The following is a 22421-nucleotide window of genomic DNA, read 5'->3' as shown; positions in this document are numbered from 1 at the left end:
TATCCCGCCGCCGGAAAGGCACGATCATTTCCCGGTTCAAGCCTCCAGCCAGACCCGGCTGGCGATGCGGCCATTGGAAAAGTCATTGCCAATATCGGGAACAAAACCCTTGAGATGGCTCGTGCAGGCGTTGATGAAGTCGTTGAACACCGGCAGTATCAGGCCGCCCTCATCTCGCACCATCAGCGCCATGTCACGGTAGAGTACGCGCCGCTTGGTCTCATCCAGTTCACCGCGCGCCTGAACCACCATCTTGTCGAAGTCGGGCCGCTTGAAGCGGGTGTCGTTCCACTCCGCGTTGGAAACGTAGGACGTGGAATAGCGCGCATCCTGCGTCGGACGACCACCCCAAAAGGAGGTGCAGAACGGCTTGACGTTCCAGACTTCCGACCAGTAGCCGTCACTCGGCTCGCGCTGCACATTGATCTTGATACCGGCCTTTTCCGCGCTCAATTGGAAAAGCTGGGCCGCATCGACTGCGCCGGGGAACGCCGCTTCCGAGGTGCGCAGCAGGATTGGATCTTGAAGGCCGGACTTCTTGAAGTGGAATGCAGCCTTGTCGGGATCGTAATTGCGCTGCTCTATGTCGGCAGGCGCGAGCGCATAGTTGGCGTTGATCGGGTAATCATTGCCAATGGTGCCGAACCCGCCCAGAACCCCCTTGAGGATAGCCTCGCGGTCTATCGCATATTTGAGCGCCAGACGCAGATCATTGTTGTCGAAGGGCGCGGTGTCGCAATGCATCAGGAAGGAATAGAACCCCTTGCCGGAGGTGCGCAGGATCTCGACGCCCGGAACCCGCTTCAGCAGCGGCACGACCTTGGGTTCGACGGTGCTGATGAAATCGACCTGACCGGACCGCAAGGCGCTGGTCCGCGCGGTCAGGTCGTTCATCACGGTAATAAGTACGCTGTCGACGTAGCCCCGGTCCTGGCGCCAGTCGTCCTCGTTTTTTTCGAAAGCGGCGCGAATGCCCGGCTCGAATGCAGCCAGCTTGTAGGGACCGGTGCCGATCGCTGCCGCAGGTTTTTCCACGCCGCCGCCCGGCTGTATCTGAAGATGATAATCCGTAAATATCAGCGGCAGGTCAGCATTGGCTTCCTTCAGCGTCACCACCATGTCGCCCGAGCGTTCCTCGATGCGGTCTATCCCGGACAGCAGGCCGAGTGCGCCCGATTGCGATTTCTTTCCCGCGTGGCGGCGCAAGGTCTCGACTGCATCGCTAACAGTTAATGCCTTGCCATCGTGGAAACGAATGTCTTTGCGTATCTTGAAGGTCCATTCCTTGGCGTCGGCCGATGGAGACCAGGATTCGGCCAGCGAGGGAACCGCCGCGCCCGTTTTGGGATCGGATTCAACCAGCGTATCGCCCCAGCAATGCGCGATCACAAAATTGACGCTGGCGGACGCCAGGGCCGGGTCGAGCGTGTCGGCGGAAGCGCCGCCATCGAGCCCCAGCCGCAACTGTCCGCCGCGCACTGGCGTTTGCGCCGCGGCCGGTGACGCCAGCGGGCCTGCGGCTGCGACAAGGCCTAGAGCCACACCCGCTTGAAGAAGATCACGGCGTGAGAGACTCGATAACATGCTGGAAGCGCTCATTGGGTTCCCCTTGGAGTGAAGCCTTGTGGCCGATACTAGGCCGAGCCCGGGTCAGCGCAATTTCGTCGCTTGAAGCGTTTTTAAGCGAGTTTATACTGGCTCCATGAGCAAGCCATGGGCCAATTTCAGCAACAACCTGAGGCTTGCCTGCAGCACCCACAGATCGGTATCCGATCTATGCCGCACCATCGGTATCAACCGGCAGCAGTTCAACCGCTATCTCAATGGAGGAACCCTTCCTTCCGCCCATAATCTCCTGACGATCGCGGCAGCCTTCGGCCTCGAACCAGTCGATTTCGACCTTCCTCCGGGCGTGTTCCGCAGCAAATTGGGCGAGCGGCGCCGACACGCCGACCTTACAGGCCCGCTAGCGGATGCCTTTCCGGGCGACCTGCATGCACTCGAACCCTATCTCGGATTCTACCAGGCGTGGCACACATCGCTGTCTTGGCCTGACCGGATCGTCTGCGCCTGCGCTCACTTGCGCGAAAATGGCGGACAAGTTCTGGTTTCCACGCTTGAGCGCATCGAAGATACCGAAAACGGCATCGTGCAGCGTTCACGGTACGTCGGGCTCGCGGCGTATCGCCACGAGCGCATCTTCCTGACGGAACTGACGCGCGGCGAGGCCCCTACCTTTGGACAGACGATCCTCATGCCGTTCGAAACGTACCAGCGGCGTTACCTGCGGGGCATTACTATGGGCATATCGTGGCGAGCCAACAATCTGCCCTACGCCACCCGCACCGTCTGGCACTATCTGGGGAAACGCGTCAACAAGAGGAGTCTTATATCGCGTTGCGGCATCTATGCGCCCAATTCCGCAACACTACCCCCGGCCGTGCTGTCTTTCCTGACCGAGGCCCAGCCGGTTGCCGCCGCGCCTGTGCAGGCACCAAGACCGGATCGCCGAGCGCCTCCCTGAGCCGCGACAGGGTGCGGCTCATCGCGGAGGTGCTTCGCGCATTGGGGGGAACGTTCAGCGCGGAATACGGTATCGGGCGCTCTAAGCTGGACCTGTTAGACCGCTATGGCGATCCCGGGAAGATGAAAGTCATGAGGGCGATCAAGACAGCACTTGATCCTCACGGGATCATGAACCCGGGTAAGGTCGTCGCCAACCGTCCGCGGTTCCTGGACAATACGTTTAAAGAAGGATGCGCGAAGTGAGTACGATCATCTAATGTTCCACTCGCGCGATCGAGCGGCGGGCAGGCAAGTCACCAGTACTGGCGATCTGCGAGCACGCTTCCTATACAAACCGGCACGACGCGCGCGGAGTTTCTGAGTTGCGCTGACCTGTGCCGGAAGGCTGGTCCTCACCTCGGTGTCTGTCCAGCGTGAAGCTGAGGACAGTTCGGCGCCCGGCCAGCGTTCGTGCACGTATAAAAAGCCACATACCCAACACGGCTTCGCGACTCGGGTTCGCTCGTACGGGCGGGCCATTCTGTTGGAGACCCCGTCTGAGCCCTTGACGATCAAAATCCACAAACCCATATCGCTCGCCGGGCGGGCCGCTGTCGGTCCCGGCCCATTAAAAATTCAGTTGTTCGTTCGACTTGGAGGATCCTATGAACGATCGGATATTCGACAGCTCGGTTTTCGTGAAGAATGGGAACCGTCTCGTCCAGGAAATCGCTTGTATCGAGGACGCCCTGGAATTTCTCTACGAGTGGCCCAAAAGCAGACGCGGCACCATTTATGAAACCGCGCTGCGCGCCTGCCAGCGAACCTTCGACAGCGACTATCCGCTGACGACCGCCAGGGAGGCCTTCTGTGGCTTCGCAAATTCGGCCAATATCCATGAGGAAGTGACCACTGCCTTGCCTTGGATGGTCCGCGGCAATCGCGGCCAAGGTGGCGGAGTGGTTGCTTAAGTTGCCTGAGGGAGGTCGCCATGCTGTCCAGCTCCTTCGAAAAGCCGGTCCGCGTCTGGGTCGGACTGGGCTTTCCCCGTCAACTGAACACTGTCGCCGACGCCTACCAGTTCGCCGTCGATTGGTGCGGCAACAGCCCGGAACAGAAAGCAGCAATTCGCGCTTGCAAGGCCGCCTTGGCGGGTGATGTCGATAGTGAAACGGCAAGAGGCATTTTCGTCGCCTTTGCCCGCAAGAAGGACATCCTTGTGGAGGATGAACCAATGCCTTTCGGGAGCGGCAGAGCTTCACCAAGGCATGTCTGATCAGGGGCAGAGGCGGCGTTCTACGCCGCCTCGTCCGCATAGCCTCCTTAAGCGGCACGACCCACCTGACGTCAACGCCGCTCAATACAAATGGCCGGCGCGAGCCTGCGATGCCGCGAAACGTGCTGGGCAGCCAACATCAGCCGACACCGAACAGCCTGCTGAGCCACGTCATCTGTTGGCGCTCTTGATAGCCTTGCCCGCCTTCATGATTGTTGAATTCGTACTCTGTGATGGTCTTTTCGCCTGCATAGGCATTGAATGCGCCATACACGGTAGAGGGCGGGCAGACTTCGTCCATCAGGGCCACCGAAAACAGCGCCGGCGCCTTGGACCGCCGGGCGAAGTTGACGCAGTCGAAATAGTTGAGCGTTTCAAAGACTGCCGCCTTCTTTTCGCGATGCTGGGCCAGAAAGCGAACGATTTCCAAATAGGGATCGCGCACGGCAGTCTGCACAGCGCGCGGAAAGTCGCACAGAAATGGAACGTCGGGCATTACGGCCTTGACGCGCGGGTCGATGCCGCCAACGGCGAGCGAAATACCGCCTCCCTGACTGTCACCGCAAACCGCGATGCGTTCGGGATCGACGAAGTCCAGTCCGAGCAGAGCATCTATCGCCCTCACGGCATCGGTGAACAGGCGCCGGTAATAGTAGTCATTCTTGTCCAGCACGCCACGCGTCATAAAGCCGGGAATGGACGAGGTCGAGCCGACGGGATCGGCGGTCTCACCGACGCTCCAGTCGCTTCCCTGCCCGCGTGTATCCATTCGGAAATAGGCAAAGCCTGACGCCGCCCAATGCAGTTGCTCATGCGCCAAGCCGCGGCCGCCGCCATAGCCGATATACTGCACGACGAGGGGAAGCCGCCCCTTGTGGTGCGTCGGCAAGATCAGCCATCCTTTGATTGGATGACCGCCGTATCCTGGAAACGTGACATCGAAGGACTGGACCGCCTTCAGTGTCGTCTGCGCCTGCACGATACTGACCTCACCGCCGGCCTGGCGAGCCTCGGCGATGGTCGACGTCCAGAATTGGGCAAAGTCGTCCGGCATGCCGACACTGCTGACATAAGCGCCCAGTTCGGGCTGGATCAGATCCGGGAACGGCATTGTTCCTCCCAATTTTAATTCGAAGCAAAGTCGGCGATTTGATATGGATGGCTCCGCATTCGGATCCGCCCGCGGGTGTCAATCTGCGCGTTACCCGCCAAGAGATTCCGGCATGTCCCCGCCATTCTTCTGCGCATGCCTATCAGTGTGGCGACAGACCCGCACCTCGGGGGCGCCGCTGGAAAATGGGGCGGCGACCGCCCCATCCATAGCCCGTTTAGCTGCCCGTCTTGATCTGCGTCCAGAGGCGGGTGAGGACGCGCTGCTCCTTGGATCCGTACGGAGAAATCGTGAAGAGCTTCTTCAGCGTTTCCTGCGGCGGATAAACCGACGGGTTCTTCAACACCGCTTCGTCGATGAATTTCTGCGAGGCGAGATTGCCGTTGGCCGTCTGGACATAGTTGGTTGACTTGGCAATGACTTCCGGCCGCATCAGGTAGTTGATGAAGGCGTGTGCCTCATCGACATGCTTGGCGTCGGCGGGGATCGCCAGGTTATCGAACCACATATAGGTGCCTTCCCTGGGGATCAGGTATTCGACGTTGACCCCGTTCTTGGCTTCCTTGGCGCGGTTCTTGGCCTGCAGCACGTCGCCCGACCAGCCGATGCTGATGCATTTATCGCCATTCGCCAGATCGTTGATGTAGGAAGAAGAGTTGAAGGTGCGGACGTAGGACCGGATTTTCGTGTAGATGTCACCGCCGGCTTCGAGGTCCTCTTTCTTCTTGCTGTCGCCGTCCTTGCCGAGATAGTTCATGGCAACGGCCACGGTCTCCTCCGGAGCATCGACGATATTGATACCGCAGTCCTTTAGTTTGGCCGCATTCTCTGGCTTGAAGAGCACGTCCCAGCTGTCGATCTGCACGTCGCCGAGCGCTGCCTTCACCTTGTCGACATTATAGCCGATGCCGGTGGTGCCCCACATATAGTTGACGGCATATTCGTTGCCCGGGTCATACTTGGCCAGGCGAGCCATCACGTCGGGCCACATGTTCTTGAGGTTCGGCAGCTTGGACTTGTCGAGCTTCTGGAACACGCCGGCCTGAATCTGGCGGGCCAGGAACGGTCCGGTCGTGACAACCACGTCATAGCCGGAGCCGCCGGCAAGCAACTTGGTTTCAAGAATTTCGTTTGAATCGAACGTATCATAGACGACCTTGATGCCGGTCTCCTTGGTGAAATCATCAAGGATGGAACTGTCGATATAATCAGACCAGTTGTAGACGTTGACGACCTTGTCCTGCGCCAACGAGACGCCTGCGGAAAACAGGACGGCCGTCATCGTGACAGCCAGTCCGAGTAGCTCCTTCTTCATGAAGATTCTCCTGTTGTGGCGCCCGCCATTCTGGTGGCAGGCCGTTGCTCCATTCTCGAAGGCAAGGAGAGTGGCGTTGCCCTTCCCTCCCGATTGTCTGCGAGACTGTCACCCATTCTCCAGCAAAGGCATTGGCGGCCTCATTGGTGCTTTCTCAAGCTGTCATCGAAAGCGTCGACGAAGATGTCGACTTCGTCGCGCGACCAAATCAGCGGGGGGCGTAGCTTGAGCGTGTTGGGCGTGCCTTTCCCGATGAGGATGTTGCGGGCAAGCATGTCGGCAATGAGTCGCTCGGTCAGTGTGATGGCCGGCTCCTTCGTCAGGCGATCCGTCACCAATTCCACGCCAGCCATCATTCCAAGCCCGCGTACGTCGCCGATCGCGGGGTGCTGTTCGGCCAGGCGCCCAAGCTCCTGGCGTAGATACTCCCCGATGGCGGCGCCCCGCTTGATCAGGTCCTCTCGCTCAAGGACGTCCAGCACAGCCATCCCGGCCGCGCACGCGACGGTGTTGCCGCCGAATGTGCTGAACAACAGCGGGTAGGTGCCATTGAGGAACCGCTTCATCAGTTCCGAGCTGAGAATGACGACGCCAAGGGGGTGGCCGTTTCCAACCGGCTTGCCCATTGTTATGAAATCGATGTTTTCGTCCTTGAGCCCGTTTGCCCGGAAACCCCAAAAAGCTCCCATGCGGCCACAACCTGCCTGCACCTCGTCCGCGATGACGAATCCGCCCGTCGCCCGGACCTTTTCCGCGACAAGATTGAAGTAGTTTTCAGGCGCCCGCAGCACCCCGCTCGAACATAGGGCAGTGTCGACCATGAATGCTGCCGGCCTGTGGCCTCTTTCGCGCAAGGCGGCTATCGCCCTGTCGGCGTCGGCAGCATATTTGGCTGCTGCTTGGCGGTCGCGGGAAAAAGGGCCCCTATACATATCCGGGGCCGTCAGGGTCTCAATGCGTTTGGGGTGCTCGTCAGCGGGAAGATGACGCCAGCTTTCATTGGACAGGGCCGTCGTCAGCTCCGTGCATCCATGGTAAGCTTGGTCAATTATCAGACCCCCATCCTGCCTGCTAAGTGACATGGCTATCTGCATCGCCAGGTCGTTGGCTTCGCTGCCCGAATTGACGAAGATGCAGGTGTCGAGGTGATCAGGCAGGTCGGCGGTCAGGCGCGCCGCGTACTCGACGGCTACGTCGCACATATACCGGGTATTGGTGTTCAGCGCGCTGGCCTGGCGGTAGATCGCCTTCGCCACATGCGGATGACAATGACCGATCTGGGGGACGTTGTTGTAGACATCCAGATAGGCAGTGCCATCGGCGGCATACATCCAGGCTCCGCGGGCGCGGGTAATGTGCAATGGCTTGGCGTAGAAATGCCATATTGGTCCCAGGTGAGCTTCGCGCTCGTGCCTGAGCACGTCATAGTCATATGTGAGATGCTCGCCATCCTTGCTCAAGGCGCCGTACACCGGAAACCGGCATGCCTGGCGAAGCCGGCGCACCGCCTCTGCGCGGCCTTGCCGGTTCAGCAACTCCATCATTCGAGGATATTGGCCGGCGTTTTCGATATGCGGGATGCCGGATTCACTGGTGGCCTCCCTCGCCTCGACAATCACGGTAGCCATGGCGAGGCGCAGAAGCAGCGCATCGAAAAGGAGATTGACCTCGTTCTCTTCAAGCGGGTATGTCGAATCGAAACCAGATGTCACGTCGCAAAGGTAGACGATCGGATCGTCATCGAAGTCCGCGAAAGTCTCGGAAGCGGTCACAATGTCCGCGACAATGGAATTGTGGCCCATATCGCCAAAATCGATGATGCCCACCGGCGATGTACTGTCCTTGGGATCGACCAGGACATTGCCGCCATGCGAATCCTGATGCACGACTTGGCGACGTGTCTTCGACAATTGCGGAAGGGTAAAGCGCTCGGCGCGCTCGAAGATTTCCTCGCACAATTGCCGAAGCCTGCGGTCGGAGACCTTTGCTGTCTGCGGGCGCAAGGCCAGGGCACGTGAAATGTCCCAGAGGTGCGCATTGCTGCCGGCGTACGGATGAAAAAAATCGCGCAGCGCATAGGCCAGCCGTCCTACCATCGCTCCTATGTTGAACCGAGTGGCGGTGGAAAAGGCTTCCTCAACCTGCTCCATGACCTTTCCCGGAAGGAAGGTAAGCACACGCAACATGTGCCGGGAGCCGCGCTCGTCCTCGATCCACTCATATGGCGCGCCGGCGAGGGAGGGAACGACGCGAGGCACCGGCAGAGACGGATCGCGCTCGAAAATATGGTTCAGGGCTTTGACCTGCATATCCACGACGCCTTCAGGTTCGCCTATGTTGGATATCTTGACGACGACGTCGCGGCCATCGGTGCCGTCGATCCGCCACGACAGATCGCGCTCGGAAGCCAGTTGCCTGTACGTCCCGTCGATCCCGTACCGGGTGGCCACGAGGCGCCTGACCGCTTCCGGCGAAAAACTAGGAAGGTTGCGAAACAGCAGAGCGTCCGTGCTCATTCCATACCTTAAGGCCAAATATCGACACCCGACGTGGCAACCAATTCGAAGTTGCACGTTTGGCAGAGAAGTCCGCAGGTGCGCATTTTTGCGCAGCGGTTCGCCAGCCGTGCCAGAGGCTAGACCTCCATCGGCGTAGCAAGAATATCATTCAGAGAACCGATATATTGGTTTTTACAAATGCATCCGATGCGCCCTGATGATCGCGTCGCGGACATAGGCGACGTTGGCGGCCTGCTCGCCTGTTCGCGTGGCGACATCGATGTCAGCGGAATAAGCCTCGTCGGCTAGGGGAAGTCGGCGAAGACGCCCCTGCTGTTCGAACACGCGGGCAAAGTGTATCGGCAGGACCCCGAGGTAGGCGCCCGACAGGACCATCAGAAGCTGCGCCTCAATATCGAAGGTTACCCGGTTCGAGGCTGCGGTGTCGAACCGGTGACGCCGAATACCATACCAATAGCCTCTCTCTACCCATGGATGGCCGTAGCATTCCGCACTCGTAATCGTCTCGTCATTTCGGCGAAACAAGGGATGCGACGAACCGCAAAATACCGCGTGCTCCTCGTGGTAGAGGATCTGGTATTGCACGCTTGCGACCTTGATGTCGGAGCCACCTATCCCAATGTCTATTTCGTTTTCCGCCACCGCCTTCGTTATGTCGTTGGGGCGCATGATCTTGAGATCTAGCTCGATTTCCGGTGCAGCTTTGGAAAGCTCGGCAATTGCGTCGGCAAGCCGGAAACTTGGGTCGGTCGCCAGGCAGTCGACAATGCCGACGCCGACCTTTCCCGCCAAAGCGCTTCTGACACGCGAAAGCCGGGCCGAACCGGCGTCCAGCATCCCGGTGATTTCCATACTTATTTCGTAAACCCGCCGCCCTTCCTCCGTCAGCGAAAACCCGCGACGCCCCCGTTCGCACAACTTCACGCCGAGCCGCTGTTCAAGCGCGGTCAGATGGTTGGAGACCGTAGGTTGGCTAAGCGACAGCTCCATCTGAGCTGCGGTCATGCCGCCATTGCGGACCACGCTTTCAAAGACGCGAAACAGATGGAGATCGGACCCCGATATCTTCATGAAGGCAGATTGCACCAAACGAGTGGGAAGGCAATTCGGCAGACATACTGTGGCTTCCCGTATTGAGGACGGCCTTGATTCCGGAAGCCGGAAGCGACCGATCGAGACGTCGCCCGGGTTCTTGCAGTTCCTTCCTCACGTCCGAACCAGCCCATCGGATCTCCGGGCCGCTGCGGTGCGTCACGGGGTATTGACGATGCATCAAAATGCGGCTTTGATGATACGTGGATACAAAAATACTTTTTGAGGTCCCATGCCGACGAACTTTCCAGAGATGTCCGCCACTGCGGAAGTAGAGGCGTACAATCACGTTCAGAGAGCCCTTCGCCTCGGCCGCTACAAACCGGGCGACAGGCTCATTCCCGAGGAAATTGCCGCCGAGATCGGCATGAGCCGCATGCCGGTGCGGGAAGCCTTTCGGCGCCTGGCCTCCGACGGGCTGGTGGTCCTTCGTCCTAATCGGGGATGCGTGGTCGCGGGCCTCACTGTCGATGAGCTTTTCGAGATTTTCGAGATTCGCTCGGTTCTGGAGGGACTCGCCGTCAGGCTGGCGGTGCCCCGGATCGACGACGAGGAGTTCGAGGAGCTCGACCGCCTGCTCGAGCGCATGGAGCGTGCGGGCCAGAGCGGCGGCGGCGACTGGGTCGTCCGCCACCAGGAATTCCATGGCCGCATCTGTGCGTTGAGCCAGAGGCCCAAGCTGATCCACCAGATATCGGCGCTGCATGTGGTCATCGAGCCTTACATGCGCATCTGGTTCGACGATTGTAACAAACCGCTTTCCGCGCGCGAGGAGCATGCCGCCGTAATCGCTGCCTTGCGCTCGGGCGACGCACATCACGCGGAACAGGTGATGCAGGAACATGTTCTCGGCACGGCGCCGCTGCTGGCCGAGTTCGTGAGTCCCAGCCGGTGACGAAAGCCGGCCGGGCAGGAGTGGCCTCGAACCGGCAATGCGGCCGGGCGCGGGAAGAGTTCAATCAGCCTATCAAAAAAAGGGGAACCAAATGAAATTCAATCGTTTGGCCGTAGCCGCGGCCGCACTCAGCATGTTCGGCTTCATGCACACAGCGTTTGCCGAAGATGCGCCCAAGTCCATAACCATCGCCACTGAGGGCGCCTACGCTCCGTGGAACTTCACCAACGCGGACGGCAAGCTCGACGGACTGGAGATCGAGCTCGCTAACAATCTTTGCGAACGGATGAAGGTCAAATGCACCATCATCGCTCAGGACTGGGACGGTCTTATTCCGTCGCTGAAGGTCGGCAAGTTCGATGTGATCATGGCCGGCATGTTCATCACTCCGAAGCGGCTCGAAACCATAGATTTCACCCAGCCTTATGCGGTCGATCCAGGTGGATTCGCCGTTGCCAAGGACAGCGAGCTTGGCAAGCTCGGTGTTTCCGCGGAGAAGTTCAATCTGGACGACGAGGCTGCTTCCAAGGCCGCGATCGAGAAATTGAAGCCGCTGCTGAAAGGCAAGGTGGTCGGCGTCCAGGCGGCCACGATGATGCTCGATTTCGTCAAGAAGTACTTCGGCGACACGGTGGAAATCCGCGAGTACAAGACCACCGAACAACATGATCTCGACCTCGCCGCCGGCCGCGTCGACGCTCTTTTCGCGCAGCGGACGGCGCTCGCCGCGACACTCTCAAAACCTGAATTTGCCCATTACACCCTTGCCGGACCGGGCTTTGTGGGCGGCCTTTTCGGTCGTGGAACCGGTGCGGGGCTGCGCAAGGAAGACACTAAGCTCAAGGAGATGCTGAATGCGGCAATCGACGGAGCTATAGCCGACGGCACCATCAAGCGTATCTCGGAGAAATGGGTGAAAACCGATGTGACGCCGATGAAGTAGGTGCGGGCGAACCTGCCCGGCGCGGCGGAGCGAGCCGTCCGCGTCGGGCAGCGCGCTGAAAGGCTATGACTTACATGACCAATATTATGCATATTTTGGGTTTTCAGCAGGGCGGCTGGGGAGCAGCTCTGCTCGCCGCATCCAGTGTTACGCTTGCACTGTCCGTTCTCGGCTTTATCCTCGGTGCGGCCCTCGGCGCCACGGCCGCGGCCGGTCGCCTGTCTTCCCGCCGCGTCCCTGCCTGGCTCGCCCATGTCTACGGCACTGTATTTCGCGGTGTGCCAGACTTGCTGACGATCTACCTCCTCTACTATGGCGGCAGCATCGCCCTGACGCAGATCGGCACATTGTTTGGCAGCGATGGCTTCGTCGGGCTGCCGACGTTTGCAACCGGTGTCCTGGCGATCGGCATCATATCGGGGGCTTATCAGGGGGAAGTCTATCGCGGCGCCTACCAGGCCGTGGATCGCGGCCAGTTCGAGGCTTGCAAGGCGCTTGGCCTGTCTCGATATCAATCGTTGCGCCTTGTCATCGTGCCGCAACTGATGCGCCACGCGCTGCCGGGCCTCGGCAATGTCTGGCAGTTGGTGCTGAAGGACTCGGCGCTGATCTCCGTCATTGGCCTCGTCGAACTGATGCGCCAGGCGCAGATCGGAGCGGGTTCGACACGAGAACCTTTCATCTTCTATGTTGCCGCTGCCGCGCTCTACTTCGTCATCGCCGTCGTGACCGCTTCCGTCTTCCGTTTTAGTGAGGCACGGGCCTGGAGAGGCATGGTTCACGCGTGATCGACTTCGCCTTCTTTCTCGAGATCATTCCCGTCCTGCTTGCTGGCCTGCCATTGACACTGCTGCTTACAACAGCCTCGATGGTCATCGGCTTCTTTTTGGCATTGCTGCTGGCGCTCGCCCAACAGGGAAATCGCCGCATCGTGATATGGCCCATCCGTGCCTTCGTTGCAGTCTTTCGCGGCACCCCCCTGCTGGTACAGATCTTCCTCATCTACTATGGTCTCGGCCAGTTTCGCCCGTCGCTCCAGGCGATCGGAATCTGGTGGCTCTTCCGGGAGCCGTACTGGTGCGCCATCGTGGCGCTCAGTCTCAATGAAGCAGCTTATGGAAGCGAAATCCTGCGCGGCGCAATCAAGGCCGTGCCGCGAGGATTGACCGAGGCCGCTACAGCCTCCGGCATGTCGAAGCTGCTCACGCTGCGGCTAATCGTGCTGCCGCTGGCCCTTCGCAATGCGATCCCGAATTACACCAACGAGATCATCCTGATGGTCAAGGGCACGTCGCTTGCATCCATCATTACCCTCATGGAGATCACCGGTATCGCGCAAGGGCTCATTTCGCAGACCTATCGCGCCGTGGAGGTTTTCGTGGCTGCCGGTGCGATCTATCTGACCCTCAACTTCGCAATCATCTCGGCGCTGAACGCGCTGGAAACTCGGCTGACGCCCTACCGGGTCCGCGCATGAAAAGTGCCGGTGTCATGACGAGGAGATCTGGCGGCATGCGCCGCTGTCGAAAAGCCGAGCGACGCGCTGCCGTGTCGTGTCAAGCGATGGCGGTAACGTCGCATCCAGCAGACCAAGGGATTGAAAAACAGAATGCGTGATTTCCAGTTTCCCGGCCGCTCGCCGGTTCGTGCCACGCAAGCGGTCGCGGCGACATCGCACCCGCTGTCGACGCTGGCGGCGATCGAGATGCTGCGTGCCGGCGGCAACGCCATGGACGCCGCCGTCTGCGCCGCCGCCGTGCAGGGCGTCGTCGAGCCGCAGTCGACCGGCATTGGTGGCGATTGCTTTGTCCTCTACTGCCCGAAGGGACAAGGCGACGTGCTGGCCTTCAACGGCTCGGGCCGAGCGCCGGCGGCAGCGACCGTGGACTGGTATCTGGACAGGGGTTTCAGCGAGCTTCCGAAACAGGGGCCGCACGCGGTGACCGTGCCGGGCGCCATCGACGCATGGTGCCGGCTGCTTCAGGACCATGGCAGCAAGGACCTTGCCGAGGTTCTGGCGCCGGCCATCCACTACGCCGAGAACGGCTATGTCGTGCATGACCGCGTCGCCTTCGACTGGGCGGACCCGGAGATCGACCTGTCGGCCGACGAACATGCCGCGCGCATCTTCCTGCCGGCCGGCCAGGCGCCGAAGGCCGGCGACATCCACCGCCAGCCGGAACTCGCCGCCACCTTGCGGATAATCGCAAAGCATGGCCGCGCCGGTTTTTACGAAGGCGCCGTTGCCGACGACATGGTGCGCCGGCTCAATGAACTGGGCGGGCTGCATAGCCAAGAGGATTTCGCCGCGACCAAAGGCGACTATGTGGCGCCGGTCAGCACCACCTATGGCGGCTATGACATCCACCAGATGCCGCCGAACAATCAGGGGCTGACGGCGTTGCTGATGCTGAACGTTCTTTCAGGCTTCAAGCTCGGCGGCCTCGACCCCAATGGCGCCGAGCGCCTGCACCTGGAGATCGAGGCCGGACGCCTGGCCTATCAGGATCGCGACCGCTACGTCGGCGACCAGGACCAGGTTCATGTGCCGATAAAACAGCTTCTGTCCGGCGCCTATGCCGACAGGCTGCGCGCCGAGATCCACCGCGACCGCGCCATGATGCATCTGCCGCGCCTGGAGCTGCCCGGCAGCGACACGGTCTATATCTCGATCGTCGACCGCGACCGCAACGCGGTCTCCTTCATCAACTCGACCTATTATTCCTTCGGCAGCGGCGTCGTCGGCCCGAAGAGCGGCGTCGTGCTGCAGAATCGCGGATCGAGCTTCCGCCTCGACCCGGCGCACCCGAACGCGATCGCTCCCGGCAAGCGGCCGATGCACACGATCATGCCCGGCATGGCGACGAAAAACGGCCGCGTGGTGATGCCGTTCGGCGTCATGGGCGGCGGCTACCAGCCTTTCGGCCATGTCCATCTCCTGACCAACATGATCGACTTCGGCATGGATCCGCAGCTGGCGCTGGATGCGCCGCGCGTGTTCTACAATGACGATACCGTGGAGGCCGAGCGCAACGTTCCCGCCGAGGCGATCGAAGGCCTGCGCAAGCGCGGCCATCGCGTCGTCGAGCCGCAGCATCCGCTTGGCGGCGGGCAGGCGGTGCTGATCGACTGGGAGAAAGGCACGCTCACCGGCGCCTCCGACCCGCGCAAAGATGGGATGGCGCTGGGGTATTGAGGTGATTCGGGGATTGGAGAACCGGCTTCCGGTTGTGGACAATTGTCCGGGGTCGGAACCATTCCCAGGGCTTTCTAGAAGCAGCCGTTTAAAACATAGTCGGTGACCATGAGCACGAATTCAAAAGACCTTTCCCGCCGTCTCGCCGCCGGCGCGGACGACGCTCCGGCGATCCTGGCGCCCGACAGGGCGACGCTGACCCATGGCGGGCTGCGCCGCCTGATCGCGGCCACGGCGGAGCGGCTGCACGCGCTCGGCATCGGCCGGGGCGACCGGGTGGCGATCGTGCTGCCTAACGGGCCGGAGATGGCCACCGCCTTCGTCGCGGTGGCGGCCGCCGCGTCGACGGCGCCTCTCAATCCCGCCTATCGCGCCGACGAACTCGATTTCTACCTCACCGATATCGGCGCCAAGGCGATCCTGGTCGCGGAGAACGAGACCGGTCCGGCGGTGGCAGTGGCCGAACGGCTCGGTATCGGCGTGCTGCGGCTTGTCGTGCAACCGGACACGCCTGCCGGCTCCTTCACCATCGAGGGCGTGGCGATCGGCCCGCAGGCTGCGCCCGACATGGCAGGGGATGGCGACATCGCGCTTTTGCTGCACACGTCGGGCACGACATCGCGGCCAAAACTCGTTCCGCTCAGCCATGCCAATATCGCCGCCTCGGCAGCCCATATCGGCGCCACGCTCGGCCTGAGCGCCGACGACCGCTGCCTCAACATCATGCCGCTGTTCCACATCCATGGGTTGATCGCGGCGGTGCTGTCGTCGCTGGCGGCGGGCGGCAGCATCTACTGCACGCCGGGCTTCAACGCTTTGCGCTTCTTCCAGTGGCTGGGCGATGCCAAGCCAAGTTGGTACACGGCGGTGCCGACCATGCACCAGGCGATCCTGCCGCGGGCGGCGCGCAACGAAGAGATTCTAGCGGCGGCACGCCTGCGCTTCATCCGCTCGTCCTCGGCATCGCTGCCGGCGCAAGTGATGGGGGAACTGGAAGCGACCTTCGGATGCCCGGTGATCGAATCCTACGGGATGACCGAGGCCGCCCACCAGATGGCGTCGAACCGGCTGCCGCCGGGCCTGCGTAAGCCGGGCAGCGTCGGTGCCGGCGCCGGACCGGAGGTGGCGGTGATGGCGCCCGACGGGCGGCTGCTCACGACCGGCGAGACCGGCGAGATCGTCATTCGCGGACCCAATGTCACGGCGGGTTATGAGAAGAACCCAGACGCCAACGCCACGGCCTTCGCGCATGGCTGGTTCCACACCGGCGACCAGGGCGTGCTTGACGAGGACGGCTATCTGCGCGTCACCGGCCGGCTCAAGGAGATCATCAACCGCGGTGGCGAAAAGATCTCGCCGCTCGAGGTCGACGACGTGCTGATGGACCATCCGGCGGTGGCGCAGGTCGTCACCTTCGCGATGCCGCATGACAAGCTCGGCGAGGAGGTGGCGGCCGCCGTGGTGCTGCGCGAAGGCATGATCGCCACCGAAAGCGACATCCGCAGCCATGCCGCGACGCGGCTCGCCGACTTCAAGGTGCCGCGCAAGATCCTGATCCTGGACGAGATCCCCAAGGGCGCGACCGGCAAGCTGCAGCGCATCGGGCTCGCCGCCAAACTCGGGCTTTGACGATGAAGATCACCATTTTCGGCGCCGGCGCGATCGGCGGCTATCTCGCCGCCAAGCTGGCGATCGCCGGCCGCACCGACCTGTCGATCGTCGCGCGCGGCGCGCATCTGGAAGCGATCCAGGCAAACGGCCTGCGCCTGATCGAGGACGGCGAGGAATCGATGGCGCCCGTCCGGGCCGCCGCCAAGGCCGAGGAACTTGGCGCCCAGGATTATGTGGTGCTGGCGCTGAAGGCCCATTCGCTGACCCCCGCACTTGACCAGATCGCGCCGCTGCTCGGGGACCACACATCCGTCGTCACCATGCAGAACGGCGTGCCGTGGTGGTATTTCCATGGAGTGGGCGGGCCGCTCGAAGGCACAAGGCTGAACGCGGTCGATCCCGGTGGCGCGATCTGGCAGCGGATCGGGCCGCAGCGCGTCATCGGCTCGGTGGTCTATCCCGCCGTCGAGGTCGACGCGCCCGGCCTCATCCGCCATGTCGAGGGCAAGCGCTTCTCGCTCGGCGAGCCCTCGGGCGAGCGCAGCGAACGGGTCACGCTTCTGGCGGAGGAGATGGTCAAGGCCGGCCTGCAGGCGCCGGTGCGCGATGACATCCGCAGCGAAATCTGGGTGAAGCTGTGGGGCAACCTTTCCTTCAACCCGATCTCGGCGCTGACCGGCTCGACGCTGGCCGCCATCGTCGCCGACGAAGGCACCCGCGCGCTCGCCCGCACGATGATGCTCGAGGCGCAAGCGATCGGCGAAAGCCTCGGCGTGCGCTTTCCGATCGGGGTCGACCGCCGCATCAAGGGCGCCGGCGATGTCGGCGAGCACAAGACCTCGATGCTGCAGGACCTGGAACGCGGCCGGCCGATGGAGATCGACGCGCTGGTGAGCGCGGTGCAGGAGCTTGGCCGGCTGGTGGACAAGCCGACGCCGACCATAGATGCGGTGCTGGCGCTGGTGCGGCGGCTCGCGGTGGAGCGAGGCTGCTATTCCTGAGACGGCAAGCGTCATCTCAGCATAAAGGCAGCGATGAATTCAACGCTCCACCATCTCCGCTTTAATGACTGGTTTTTCGACAAGCGGCCGGCTACGGCTTCTGGTTCTACGCCTGTCGATTTTCTGACTGCTTTTCAATCACTTGCCCAGACACCTATCAGCATCTTAAGGAATCGCTCCGCTGCAGGCGACAAGGTGCCGCCGCGACGGCGAACCACGCCAATCGTGCGTGATATTTCGGGATCACGGATGGGTCGGGTGATCAGAAACGGATGGTCTCCTCCCGGCGTCGCCATTCGTGGCAGGACGGAAATCCCGAGGCCTGCCTCCACCAAACCGAGGGAGGTGGACAGATGGGTTACCTCGTAGAACCAACGAAGCTTTATGTTCGATTTTGCCAGCGCCGCGTCGAGCAGCGTTCTGTTGCCGCTTGATCGATGAACCGTGATCAGATGATAGGGCTCTAGGTCCGCCCAGCCGACCGATGGTTTGGCAGCCAGAGGGTGATCCCTCCGCGCTGCAAGCACAAACGGGTCTTCCGCGAGCCGATCAAAAGTCAGGTCCGGATCCGACGTGCCCATGATGTTTATGCCGAACTCCACCTCACCGCGCGCCACGGCTTGAAGACCGTCGGTCGCCGGCAAGTCGAGGATGCGAAAGCGGATGTTCGGATACTCCTCATTGAACTGTCGGATGACGGTCGGCAGGAAGTAGAATGCCGCGGTGGGGAGGCACGCGATCGTTACCAATCCACCTCGGTTGGTTCCAACGTCACGCACGGCAAACAGAGAGCCGTCGAACTCCTCCAGCATGCGTCGCACGAGCGGCACGAGTTCTATGCCGAGAGCCGTCGCGGATACGTGCCGGGTTGTCCGTTCCAAAATGGGAGCTCCGATAGCCTGCTCCAATTTTTGAATGCGGCGGCTCAACGCGGGTTGTGACAGATGCAGGGCTTCGGCCGCGCGATGAAAGCTCTCCAACTCTACGACGCTTAGGAAGGCTCGAAGGTCAAGGATTTCGCAATTAATGCTCATCTTGCATCAATCCCCCGATTCTTAGCATTTCACAAATAAAAGCTTCTTCCGATAATTGGATCAAACAGCGCCAATTGATACGGCGGTGACATAATTCCGATGCAAGCACAAGCGATGAATGACCTCCTGGCGATCCCTTGCGTTCTGATGAGGGGCGGCACCTCAAAAGGTCCGTTCTTCCTGGCAAACGATCTTCCCGCGGACGCTATAGAGCGGGACAAGATCCTGCTCTCCGTCATGGGCTCGGGTCATCCGTTGCAGATAGACGGCATCGGTGGCGGCAATCCGGTCACGAGCAAGGTCGCCATCGTCGGCCCTGCCAGCATTCCAGGCGCCGACGTGGATTATCTGTTTGCGCAGGTGCGGGTCGACCAGCAGATTGTCGACACCTCCCCGAATTGCGGCAACATGCTGGCCGCGGTCGGCCCGTTTGCCATTGAAGCTGGACTTGTGCCGGTTCGTGGAGAAACGACGCTGGTGCGGATCCACAACGTCAACACCAGCAAGCTGATCGAGGCCGAAGTTCCCACTCCAAACGGCAGCGTCTCCTATCTCGGTGAAGCTGCGATTGACGGCGTGCCCGGCCGCGGGGCTCCGATCGCATTGACCTTCATGGATGCAGCCGGTGCCCGTACCGGACAGCTTTTTCCCACCGGCAATCCAGTCGACACGATCGATGGTGTGGCTGTCACCTGCATCGACTGCGCAATGCCGATGATATTGATCGAGGCCGACTCGGTCGGCGCAACGGGTTTCGAATCAGCTGCGGAACTGAATGCTGACAAGGAATTACTGGGACGTCTGGAAAAGCTGCGCATCGCCGCCGGCGAACGGATGGGTCTTGGAGACGTTCGCGACCAGGTAACGCCGAAGCCGGTGCTCATTTCCCGGCCGACGTCTGGAGGCGATATCAGCGTTCGGTATTTCATGCCTCATCAATGTCATCCCTCGCTCGCAACCACGGGTGCCGTGGGTATCGCGACAGCCTGTATCAGCCAGGGTACGGTTGCTTCGCTGCTGATCGGCCTGCGTGCGCCGCCAGTCGTGCTGTCCATCGAGCACCCAAGCGGCCATCTGGACGTCAAGCTGTATGAAAGAGACGGCAAGGTCGTCGCCGGAATCCTCCGCACCGCCCGCCGGCTGTTCGAAGGACATGTGTTCGCAAAACCTGTCACGCAACTGGGTTGCGCGGCATAATAACCGTGGCCGCCGGGAGGGCGCCACCAACAGGAGGAGAATACCCATGCGAAAGCTCATGCTCGCCCTCGCGGCAACCGTCGCGTTTGCCGGTTCCGCATTCGCCGAACCGGTCCGCATCAGCGTCGGCTCTTACAATCTCAACAACCTTCCCTTTCCGGTTGCCCAGGGGCTCGGCCTTTATGAAAAGGAAGGCCTGGAGGTGACCGTCGAAAATTTCGCATCGGGCGGGTCGAAGACACTTCAGGCGCTTGTTGCCGGCTCGACGGACATCGCCGTCGGCTTCTATGACCACACGATCCAGATGCAGGCCCAGAAGAAGGCTGTCGTCGCCTTCGTGATGCTCGCGCGCAATTCCGGTCTCGTGCTGGCAGGCGGCAGCAAGAGCACGTTTGACCCTGCAAATCCTGAAACGATCAAGGGGGCGAAAATCGGCATCACTTCACCGGGCTCGTCTTCGGACTTTTTCGTTCGCTACTATTTGCAGCGCCACGGACTGTCGGCGGATGACATTTCGCTGATCGGCGTTGGCTCCGGCTCCGCCGCCGTTGCGGCGCTCGAACAAGGAAAGGTCGACCTGCTCGTCAACTACGATCCGGCGGCGACGTTCATCGAAGCCAAGGGTGTCGGCAAGATCCTGATCGACGGGCGCAGCGACGAGGGCGCCAAAGCGATCTACGGCGGAATCTACCCGACCTCGGTCCTCTACGCCACGCAGAGCTTTATCGAAGCCAATCCGCAAACCATCCAGAAAGTCACCAATGCGACTGTCAAAGCGCTTGAATGGATGAACAGCCACTCGGCTGAAGAGATCGTCGAAAAACTGCCTAAGGAGTTTATTTCCGGCGATCGTGACACCTACGTCAAGGCGGTCGAGAACGCGAAAGCGATCTTCTCAAAGGACGGGCGCATCAACGAGGACGACATCAAGACGCCACTTGCCGTCCTGAAGAGCTTCAACGAAAAAGTCGCCGCGGCTGAAATCGATCTTGCGAAAACCTACACGAACGAGTTTGTCGCCGCGGTCCCCAACGTCCCCGCCAACTGACAGGAGGAGGTCATGGCATTGGCCGTAGTAAAAACCGCCTTCCCGGCGGGCAAGTCTGATCAAGCAAAGTCGATGGTTTCCCTGGACGCGGTCACCATGGCCTTCGGTGGCTATGTGGCGGTGCAGGATGTGAATCTGAAGGTCTCCGATGGCGAGTTCCTCGCCATCGTTGGCCCAACCGGCTGCGGCAAGAGCACCATACTCAATGCGGTTGCCGGCCTGCTGAAACCAGCGAGTGGCACCGTATCGATCGACGGTCAGCCGGTGCGCGGGATCCAGAACGAGATCGGCTATCTCTTCCAGCAGGATGCATTGCTTCCGTGGAAGACAGCGATCGAGAACGTGGAACTCGGTCCCATGTTCAAGGGTGTCGGCGCTGCCGATCGTCGCGAGCAGTCGATGAGGTGGCTGGCGAAAGTAGGGCTCAAGGGCTTCGAGCATCGCTACCCGCATCAGCTTTCCGGCGGACAGCGCAAGCGCGTGCAGATGGCGCAGGCACTGATTACTGGTCCCAAGGTCATCCTGATGGACGAGCCCTTTTCGGCACTCGACATCCACACCCGCCACCTGATGCAGAACGAGCTGTTGCGCCTTTGGCAGGAGGAACGGCGGGCCGTGGTGATGATCACGCACGACCTTGAGGAGGCAATTGCTCTCGGGGATCGGGTCGTGGTGCTTGCCGCCGGACCGCGCTCGCGCGTGATCGACAGCTTCCCCGTTGATCTCCAACGCCCGCGCGATGTCGCTGAAATCAAGCTCGATCCACGTTTCATGGATCTTTATCGCAACATCTGGTCATCGCTGCGTAGCGAAGTGGAGAAAAGCTATGAACGCCACGACTGAACGCCTCATCCAACTCGCACTGCTGGTGGCAATTGTCGGCGGCTGGCAGCTCGGTGTCGCGGCGGGCATTATCGACGTGTTCTTCTTCCCGGCTCCTCTCGACATCCTCAAGCAGGTGGCGTCCTGGGTAATGGACACCAGCTTCTATAAGCATGTGGCCATCACCTTGACGGAAACTGTACTCGGCTATCTTGTCGGAACGGCACTCGGCGTGGCAGCAGGCGTCTGGCTCGGCCTCAGTCGTTCTACAGCGCGAATTCTGGATCCTTTCATCAAGGGTTTGAACGCGATACCGCGCGTCGTGCTTGCGCCGATATTCGTACTCTGGCTCGGCCTCGGTCTCTGGTCCAAGGTGGCGCTCGCCGTCACGCTGGTGTTCTTCGTCACCTTCTTCAACGCCATGCAGGGCGTGCGTGAAGTGAACCCGGTCGTGCTGTCGAACACCCGCATCCTGGGGGCCAAGCGGTCTGACCTGCTTCGCCACGTCTACTTCCCGGCAGCGGCAAGCTGGATCCTGTCTTCATTGCGCACTTCGGTCGGGTTTGCCGTCGTGGGGGCGATTATCGGCGAGTATCTCGGCTCCTCCGCCGGGCTTGGCTATCTGATCGCTCAGGCGGAAGGCAATTTCGATGCGGTCGGTGTCTTCGCAGGGATCTTGATCCTCGCGATATTTGTACTGATTATCGACAGCATCCTGGATGTCGCCGAGAAGCACTTCATCAAGTGGCGGCCGAGCGCTTCCGAACGGCCTGTGTGAGGATCTTCAACGGCAACCGAGAGCTTGTTCACAACCGCTCCCCTCCGAGCCAAGGAGGGAGAGCGCAGTATTCTGCGC

General features: G+C 61.0%; 20 protein-coding genes and 1 pseudogene. 15 read left to right on the top strand and 6 right to left on the bottom strand.

What is annotated here, in order from left to right:
* Positions 1 to 36: 36 nt before the first annotated feature.
* On the bottom strand, positions 37 to 1599 hold the full coding sequence (locus MAFF_RS28570; protein ID WP_010914491.1) for an ABC transporter substrate-binding protein: 1563 nt from the start codon (positions 1597 to 1599) through the stop codon (positions 37 to 39).
* A gap of 103 nt (positions 1600 to 1702) precedes the next feature.
* Here MAFF_RS28570 and MAFF_RS41515 point away from each other — a divergent pair, with 103 nt between their 5' ends.
* From MAFF_RS41515 to MAFF_RS28550, 4 genes and pseudogenes are all read left to right on the top strand, one after another.
* Positions 1703 to 2524, top strand: coding sequence for a helix-turn-helix domain-containing protein (locus MAFF_RS41515; protein ID WP_010914490.1), 822 nt, complete (start codon positions 1703 to 1705; stop codon positions 2522 to 2524).
* Between the two features lie 41 nt (positions 2525 to 2565).
* Positions 2566 to 2769, top strand: a pseudogene (locus MAFF_RS40915) (FAD-binding oxidoreductase); the annotation flags it as partial.
* A gap of 401 nt (positions 2770 to 3170) precedes the next feature.
* Positions 3171 to 3476 (top strand): DUF982 domain-containing protein, encoded by a 306-nt coding sequence (locus tag MAFF_RS28555; protein WP_010914488.1) that lies wholly within the window; start codon positions 3171 to 3173, stop codon positions 3474 to 3476.
* A 20-nt stretch (positions 3477 to 3496) separates the two neighbouring features.
* Positions 3497 to 3781, top strand: a complete 285-nt coding sequence (locus tag MAFF_RS28550) for a DUF982 domain-containing protein (protein ID WP_010914487.1) — start codon at positions 3497 to 3499, stop codon at positions 3779 to 3781.
* A gap of 139 nt (positions 3782 to 3920) precedes the next feature.
* Here the strand turns inward: MAFF_RS28550 and MAFF_RS28545 are convergent, their stop codons facing one another.
* The 4 genes from MAFF_RS28545 to MAFF_RS28530 all read right to left on the bottom strand — a co-directional run bounded on the left by MAFF_RS28545 (position 3921) and on the right by MAFF_RS28530 (position 9797).
* Complete coding sequence (locus tag MAFF_RS28545; RefSeq protein ID WP_010914486.1) at positions 3921 to 4892, bottom strand: acetylxylan esterase; 972 nt, start codon at positions 4890 to 4892, stop codon at positions 3921 to 3923.
* A 217-nt stretch (positions 4893 to 5109) separates the two neighbouring features.
* A complete protein-coding gene (locus tag MAFF_RS28540) occupies positions 5110 to 6207 on the bottom strand; it encodes a polyamine ABC transporter substrate-binding protein (RefSeq protein ID WP_010914485.1) in 1098 nt (365 codons plus the stop codon).
* A 140-nt stretch (positions 6208 to 6347) separates the two neighbouring features.
* Positions 6348 to 8723 (bottom strand): aminotransferase class III-fold pyridoxal phosphate-dependent enzyme, encoded by a 2376-nt coding sequence (locus MAFF_RS36720; protein ID WP_048894817.1) that lies wholly within the window; start codon positions 8721 to 8723, stop codon positions 6348 to 6350.
* Between the two features lie 174 nt (positions 8724 to 8897).
* Positions 8898 to 9797, bottom strand: a complete 900-nt coding sequence (locus tag MAFF_RS28530) for a LysR family transcriptional regulator (protein ID WP_010914483.1) — start codon at positions 9795 to 9797, stop codon at positions 8898 to 8900.
* 253 nt (positions 9798 to 10050) lie between these two features.
* Between MAFF_RS28530 and MAFF_RS28525 the strand changes: the two genes are divergently transcribed.
* The 7 genes from MAFF_RS28525 to MAFF_RS28495 all read left to right on the top strand — a co-directional run bounded on the left by MAFF_RS28525 (position 10051) and on the right by MAFF_RS28495 (position 17464).
* Positions 10051 to 10713, top strand: coding sequence for a GntR family transcriptional regulator (locus MAFF_RS28525; RefSeq protein WP_010914482.1), 663 nt, complete (start codon positions 10051 to 10053; stop codon positions 10711 to 10713).
* A 91-nt stretch (positions 10714 to 10804) separates the two neighbouring features.
* Positions 10805 to 11656, top strand: coding sequence for a transporter substrate-binding domain-containing protein (locus tag MAFF_RS28520; protein WP_010914481.1), 852 nt, complete (start codon positions 10805 to 10807; stop codon positions 11654 to 11656).
* A 74-nt stretch (positions 11657 to 11730) separates the two neighbouring features.
* On the top strand, positions 11731 to 12444 hold the full coding sequence (locus tag MAFF_RS28515) for an ABC transporter permease (protein ID WP_080511963.1): 714 nt from the start codon (positions 11731 to 11733) through the stop codon (positions 12442 to 12444).
* Positions 12441 to 13133 carry an ABC transporter permease gene (locus MAFF_RS28510; RefSeq protein ID WP_010914479.1) on the top strand — a complete coding sequence of 231 codons (693 nt, stop codon included), beginning with the start codon at positions 12441 to 12443 and terminating at the stop codon, positions 13131 to 13133. Before MAFF_RS28515 ends, MAFF_RS28510 begins: the two co-directional genes overlap by 4 nt.
* 132 nt (positions 13134 to 13265) lie before the next feature.
* Positions 13266 to 14852, top strand: coding sequence for a gamma-glutamyltransferase (gene ggt, locus MAFF_RS28505; RefSeq protein ID WP_010914477.1), 1587 nt, complete (start codon positions 13266 to 13268; stop codon positions 14850 to 14852).
* A 108-nt stretch (positions 14853 to 14960) separates the two neighbouring features.
* A complete protein-coding gene (locus tag MAFF_RS28500; RefSeq protein ID WP_044549505.1) occupies positions 14961 to 16481 on the top strand; it encodes an acyl--CoA ligase in 1521 nt (506 codons plus the stop codon).
* A 2-nt stretch (positions 16482 to 16483) separates the two neighbouring features.
* Entirely contained in the window at positions 16484 to 17464 is a 981-nt protein-coding gene (locus tag MAFF_RS28495; protein ID WP_010914475.1) for a 2-dehydropantoate 2-reductase, read from the top strand.
* A 134-nt stretch (positions 17465 to 17598) separates the two neighbouring features.
* Here MAFF_RS28495 and MAFF_RS28490 read toward each other — a convergent pair whose 3' ends face one another.
* On the bottom strand, positions 17599 to 18498 hold the full coding sequence (locus MAFF_RS28490) for a LysR family transcriptional regulator (RefSeq protein WP_010914474.1): 900 nt from the start codon (positions 18496 to 18498) through the stop codon (positions 17599 to 17601).
* A gap of 114 nt (positions 18499 to 18612) precedes the next feature.
* Between MAFF_RS28490 and MAFF_RS28485 the strand changes: the two genes are divergently transcribed.
* From MAFF_RS28485 to MAFF_RS28470, 4 genes are read left to right on the top strand one after another with little or no spacing between them, the layout of a single operon-like run.
* Positions 18613 to 19695, top strand: a complete 1083-nt coding sequence (locus MAFF_RS28485) for a 4-oxalomesaconate tautomerase (RefSeq protein ID WP_044549502.1) — start codon at positions 18613 to 18615, stop codon at positions 19693 to 19695.
* Positions 19696 to 19741: 46 nt separating this feature from the next.
* Positions 19742 to 20743 carry an ABC transporter substrate-binding protein gene (locus MAFF_RS28480; protein WP_044549500.1) on the top strand — a complete coding sequence of 334 codons (1002 nt, stop codon included), beginning with the start codon at positions 19742 to 19744 and terminating at the stop codon, positions 20741 to 20743.
* A 12-nt stretch (positions 20744 to 20755) separates the two neighbouring features.
* The gene (locus MAFF_RS28475; RefSeq protein ID WP_010914471.1) at positions 20756 to 21586 is read left to right on the top strand and encodes an ABC transporter ATP-binding protein; all 831 of its coding nucleotides are present in this window, start codon (positions 20756 to 20758) and stop codon (positions 21584 to 21586) included.
* Positions 21570 to 22343, top strand: a complete 774-nt coding sequence (locus MAFF_RS28470) for an ABC transporter permease (RefSeq protein ID WP_010914470.1) — start codon at positions 21570 to 21572, stop codon at positions 22341 to 22343. The genes MAFF_RS28475 and MAFF_RS28470 overlap by 17 nt, the downstream gene beginning before the upstream one ends.
* The last annotated feature ends 78 nt before the right edge of the window (positions 22344 to 22421 follow it).

The organism is Mesorhizobium japonicum MAFF 303099, from assembly GCF_000009625.1.
GTDB lineage: Bacteria > Pseudomonadota > Alphaproteobacteria > Rhizobiales > Rhizobiaceae > Mesorhizobium > Mesorhizobium japonicum.
The sequence above is the reverse complement of the archived record's forward strand: the minus strand, read 5'-3'. Positions and strand labels throughout refer to the sequence as shown.

Coding starts and splice junctions, on each gene's coding strand:
- MAFF_RS41515 (WP_010914490.1), top strand. CDS start 1,703: ATGAGCAAGCCATGGGCCAATTTCAGCAACAACCTGAGGCTTGCCTGC.
- MAFF_RS28540 (WP_010914485.1), bottom strand. CDS start 6,207: ATGAAGAAGGAGCTACTCGGACTGGCTGTCACGATGACGGCCGTCCTG.
- MAFF_RS28520 (WP_010914481.1), top strand. CDS start 10,805: ATGAAATTCAATCGTTTGGCCGTAGCCGCGGCCGCACTCAGCATGTTC.
- MAFF_RS28555 (WP_010914488.1), top strand. CDS start 3,171: ATGAACGATCGGATATTCGACAGCTCGGTTTTCGTGAAGAATGGGAAC.
- MAFF_RS28480 (WP_044549500.1), top strand. CDS start 19,742: ATGCGAAAGCTCATGCTCGCCCTCGCGGCAACCGTCGCGTTTGCCGGT.
- MAFF_RS28550 (WP_010914487.1), top strand. CDS start 3,497: ATGCTGTCCAGCTCCTTCGAAAAGCCGGTCCGCGTCTGGGTCGGACTG.
- MAFF_RS28500 (WP_044549505.1), top strand. CDS start 14,961: ATGAGCACGAATTCAAAAGACCTTTCCCGCCGTCTCGCCGCCGGCGCG.
- MAFF_RS28485 (WP_044549502.1), top strand. CDS start 18,613: ATGAATGACCTCCTGGCGATCCCTTGCGTTCTGATGAGGGGCGGCACC.
- ggt (WP_010914477.1), top strand. CDS start 13,266: ATGCGTGATTTCCAGTTTCCCGGCCGCTCGCCGGTTCGTGCCACGCAA.
- MAFF_RS28530 (WP_010914483.1), bottom strand. CDS start 9,797: ATGAAGATATCGGGGTCCGATCTCCATCTGTTTCGCGTCTTTGAAAGC.
- MAFF_RS28525 (WP_010914482.1), top strand. CDS start 10,051: ATGCCGACGAACTTTCCAGAGATGTCCGCCACTGCGGAAGTAGAGGCG.
- MAFF_RS28515 (WP_080511963.1), top strand. CDS start 11,731: ATGACCAATATTATGCATATTTTGGGTTTTCAGCAGGGCGGCTGGGGA.
- MAFF_RS28545 (WP_010914486.1), bottom strand. CDS start 4,892: ATGCCGTTCCCGGATCTGATCCAGCCCGAACTGGGCGCTTATGTCAGC.
- MAFF_RS28490 (WP_010914474.1), bottom strand. CDS start 18,498: ATGAGCATTAATTGCGAAATCCTTGACCTTCGAGCCTTCCTAAGCGTC.
- MAFF_RS28495 (WP_010914475.1), top strand. CDS start 16,484: ATGAAGATCACCATTTTCGGCGCCGGCGCGATCGGCGGCTATCTCGCC.
- MAFF_RS28470 (WP_010914470.1), top strand. CDS start 21,570: ATGAACGCCACGACTGAACGCCTCATCCAACTCGCACTGCTGGTGGCA.
- MAFF_RS28475 (WP_010914471.1), top strand. CDS start 20,756: ATGGCATTGGCCGTAGTAAAAACCGCCTTCCCGGCGGGCAAGTCTGAT.
- MAFF_RS36720 (WP_048894817.1), bottom strand. CDS start 8,723: ATGAGCACGGACGCTCTGCTGTTTCGCAACCTTCCTAGTTTTTCGCCG.
- MAFF_RS28570 (WP_010914491.1), bottom strand. CDS start 1,599: ATGAGCGCTTCCAGCATGTTATCGAGTCTCTCACGCCGTGATCTTCTT.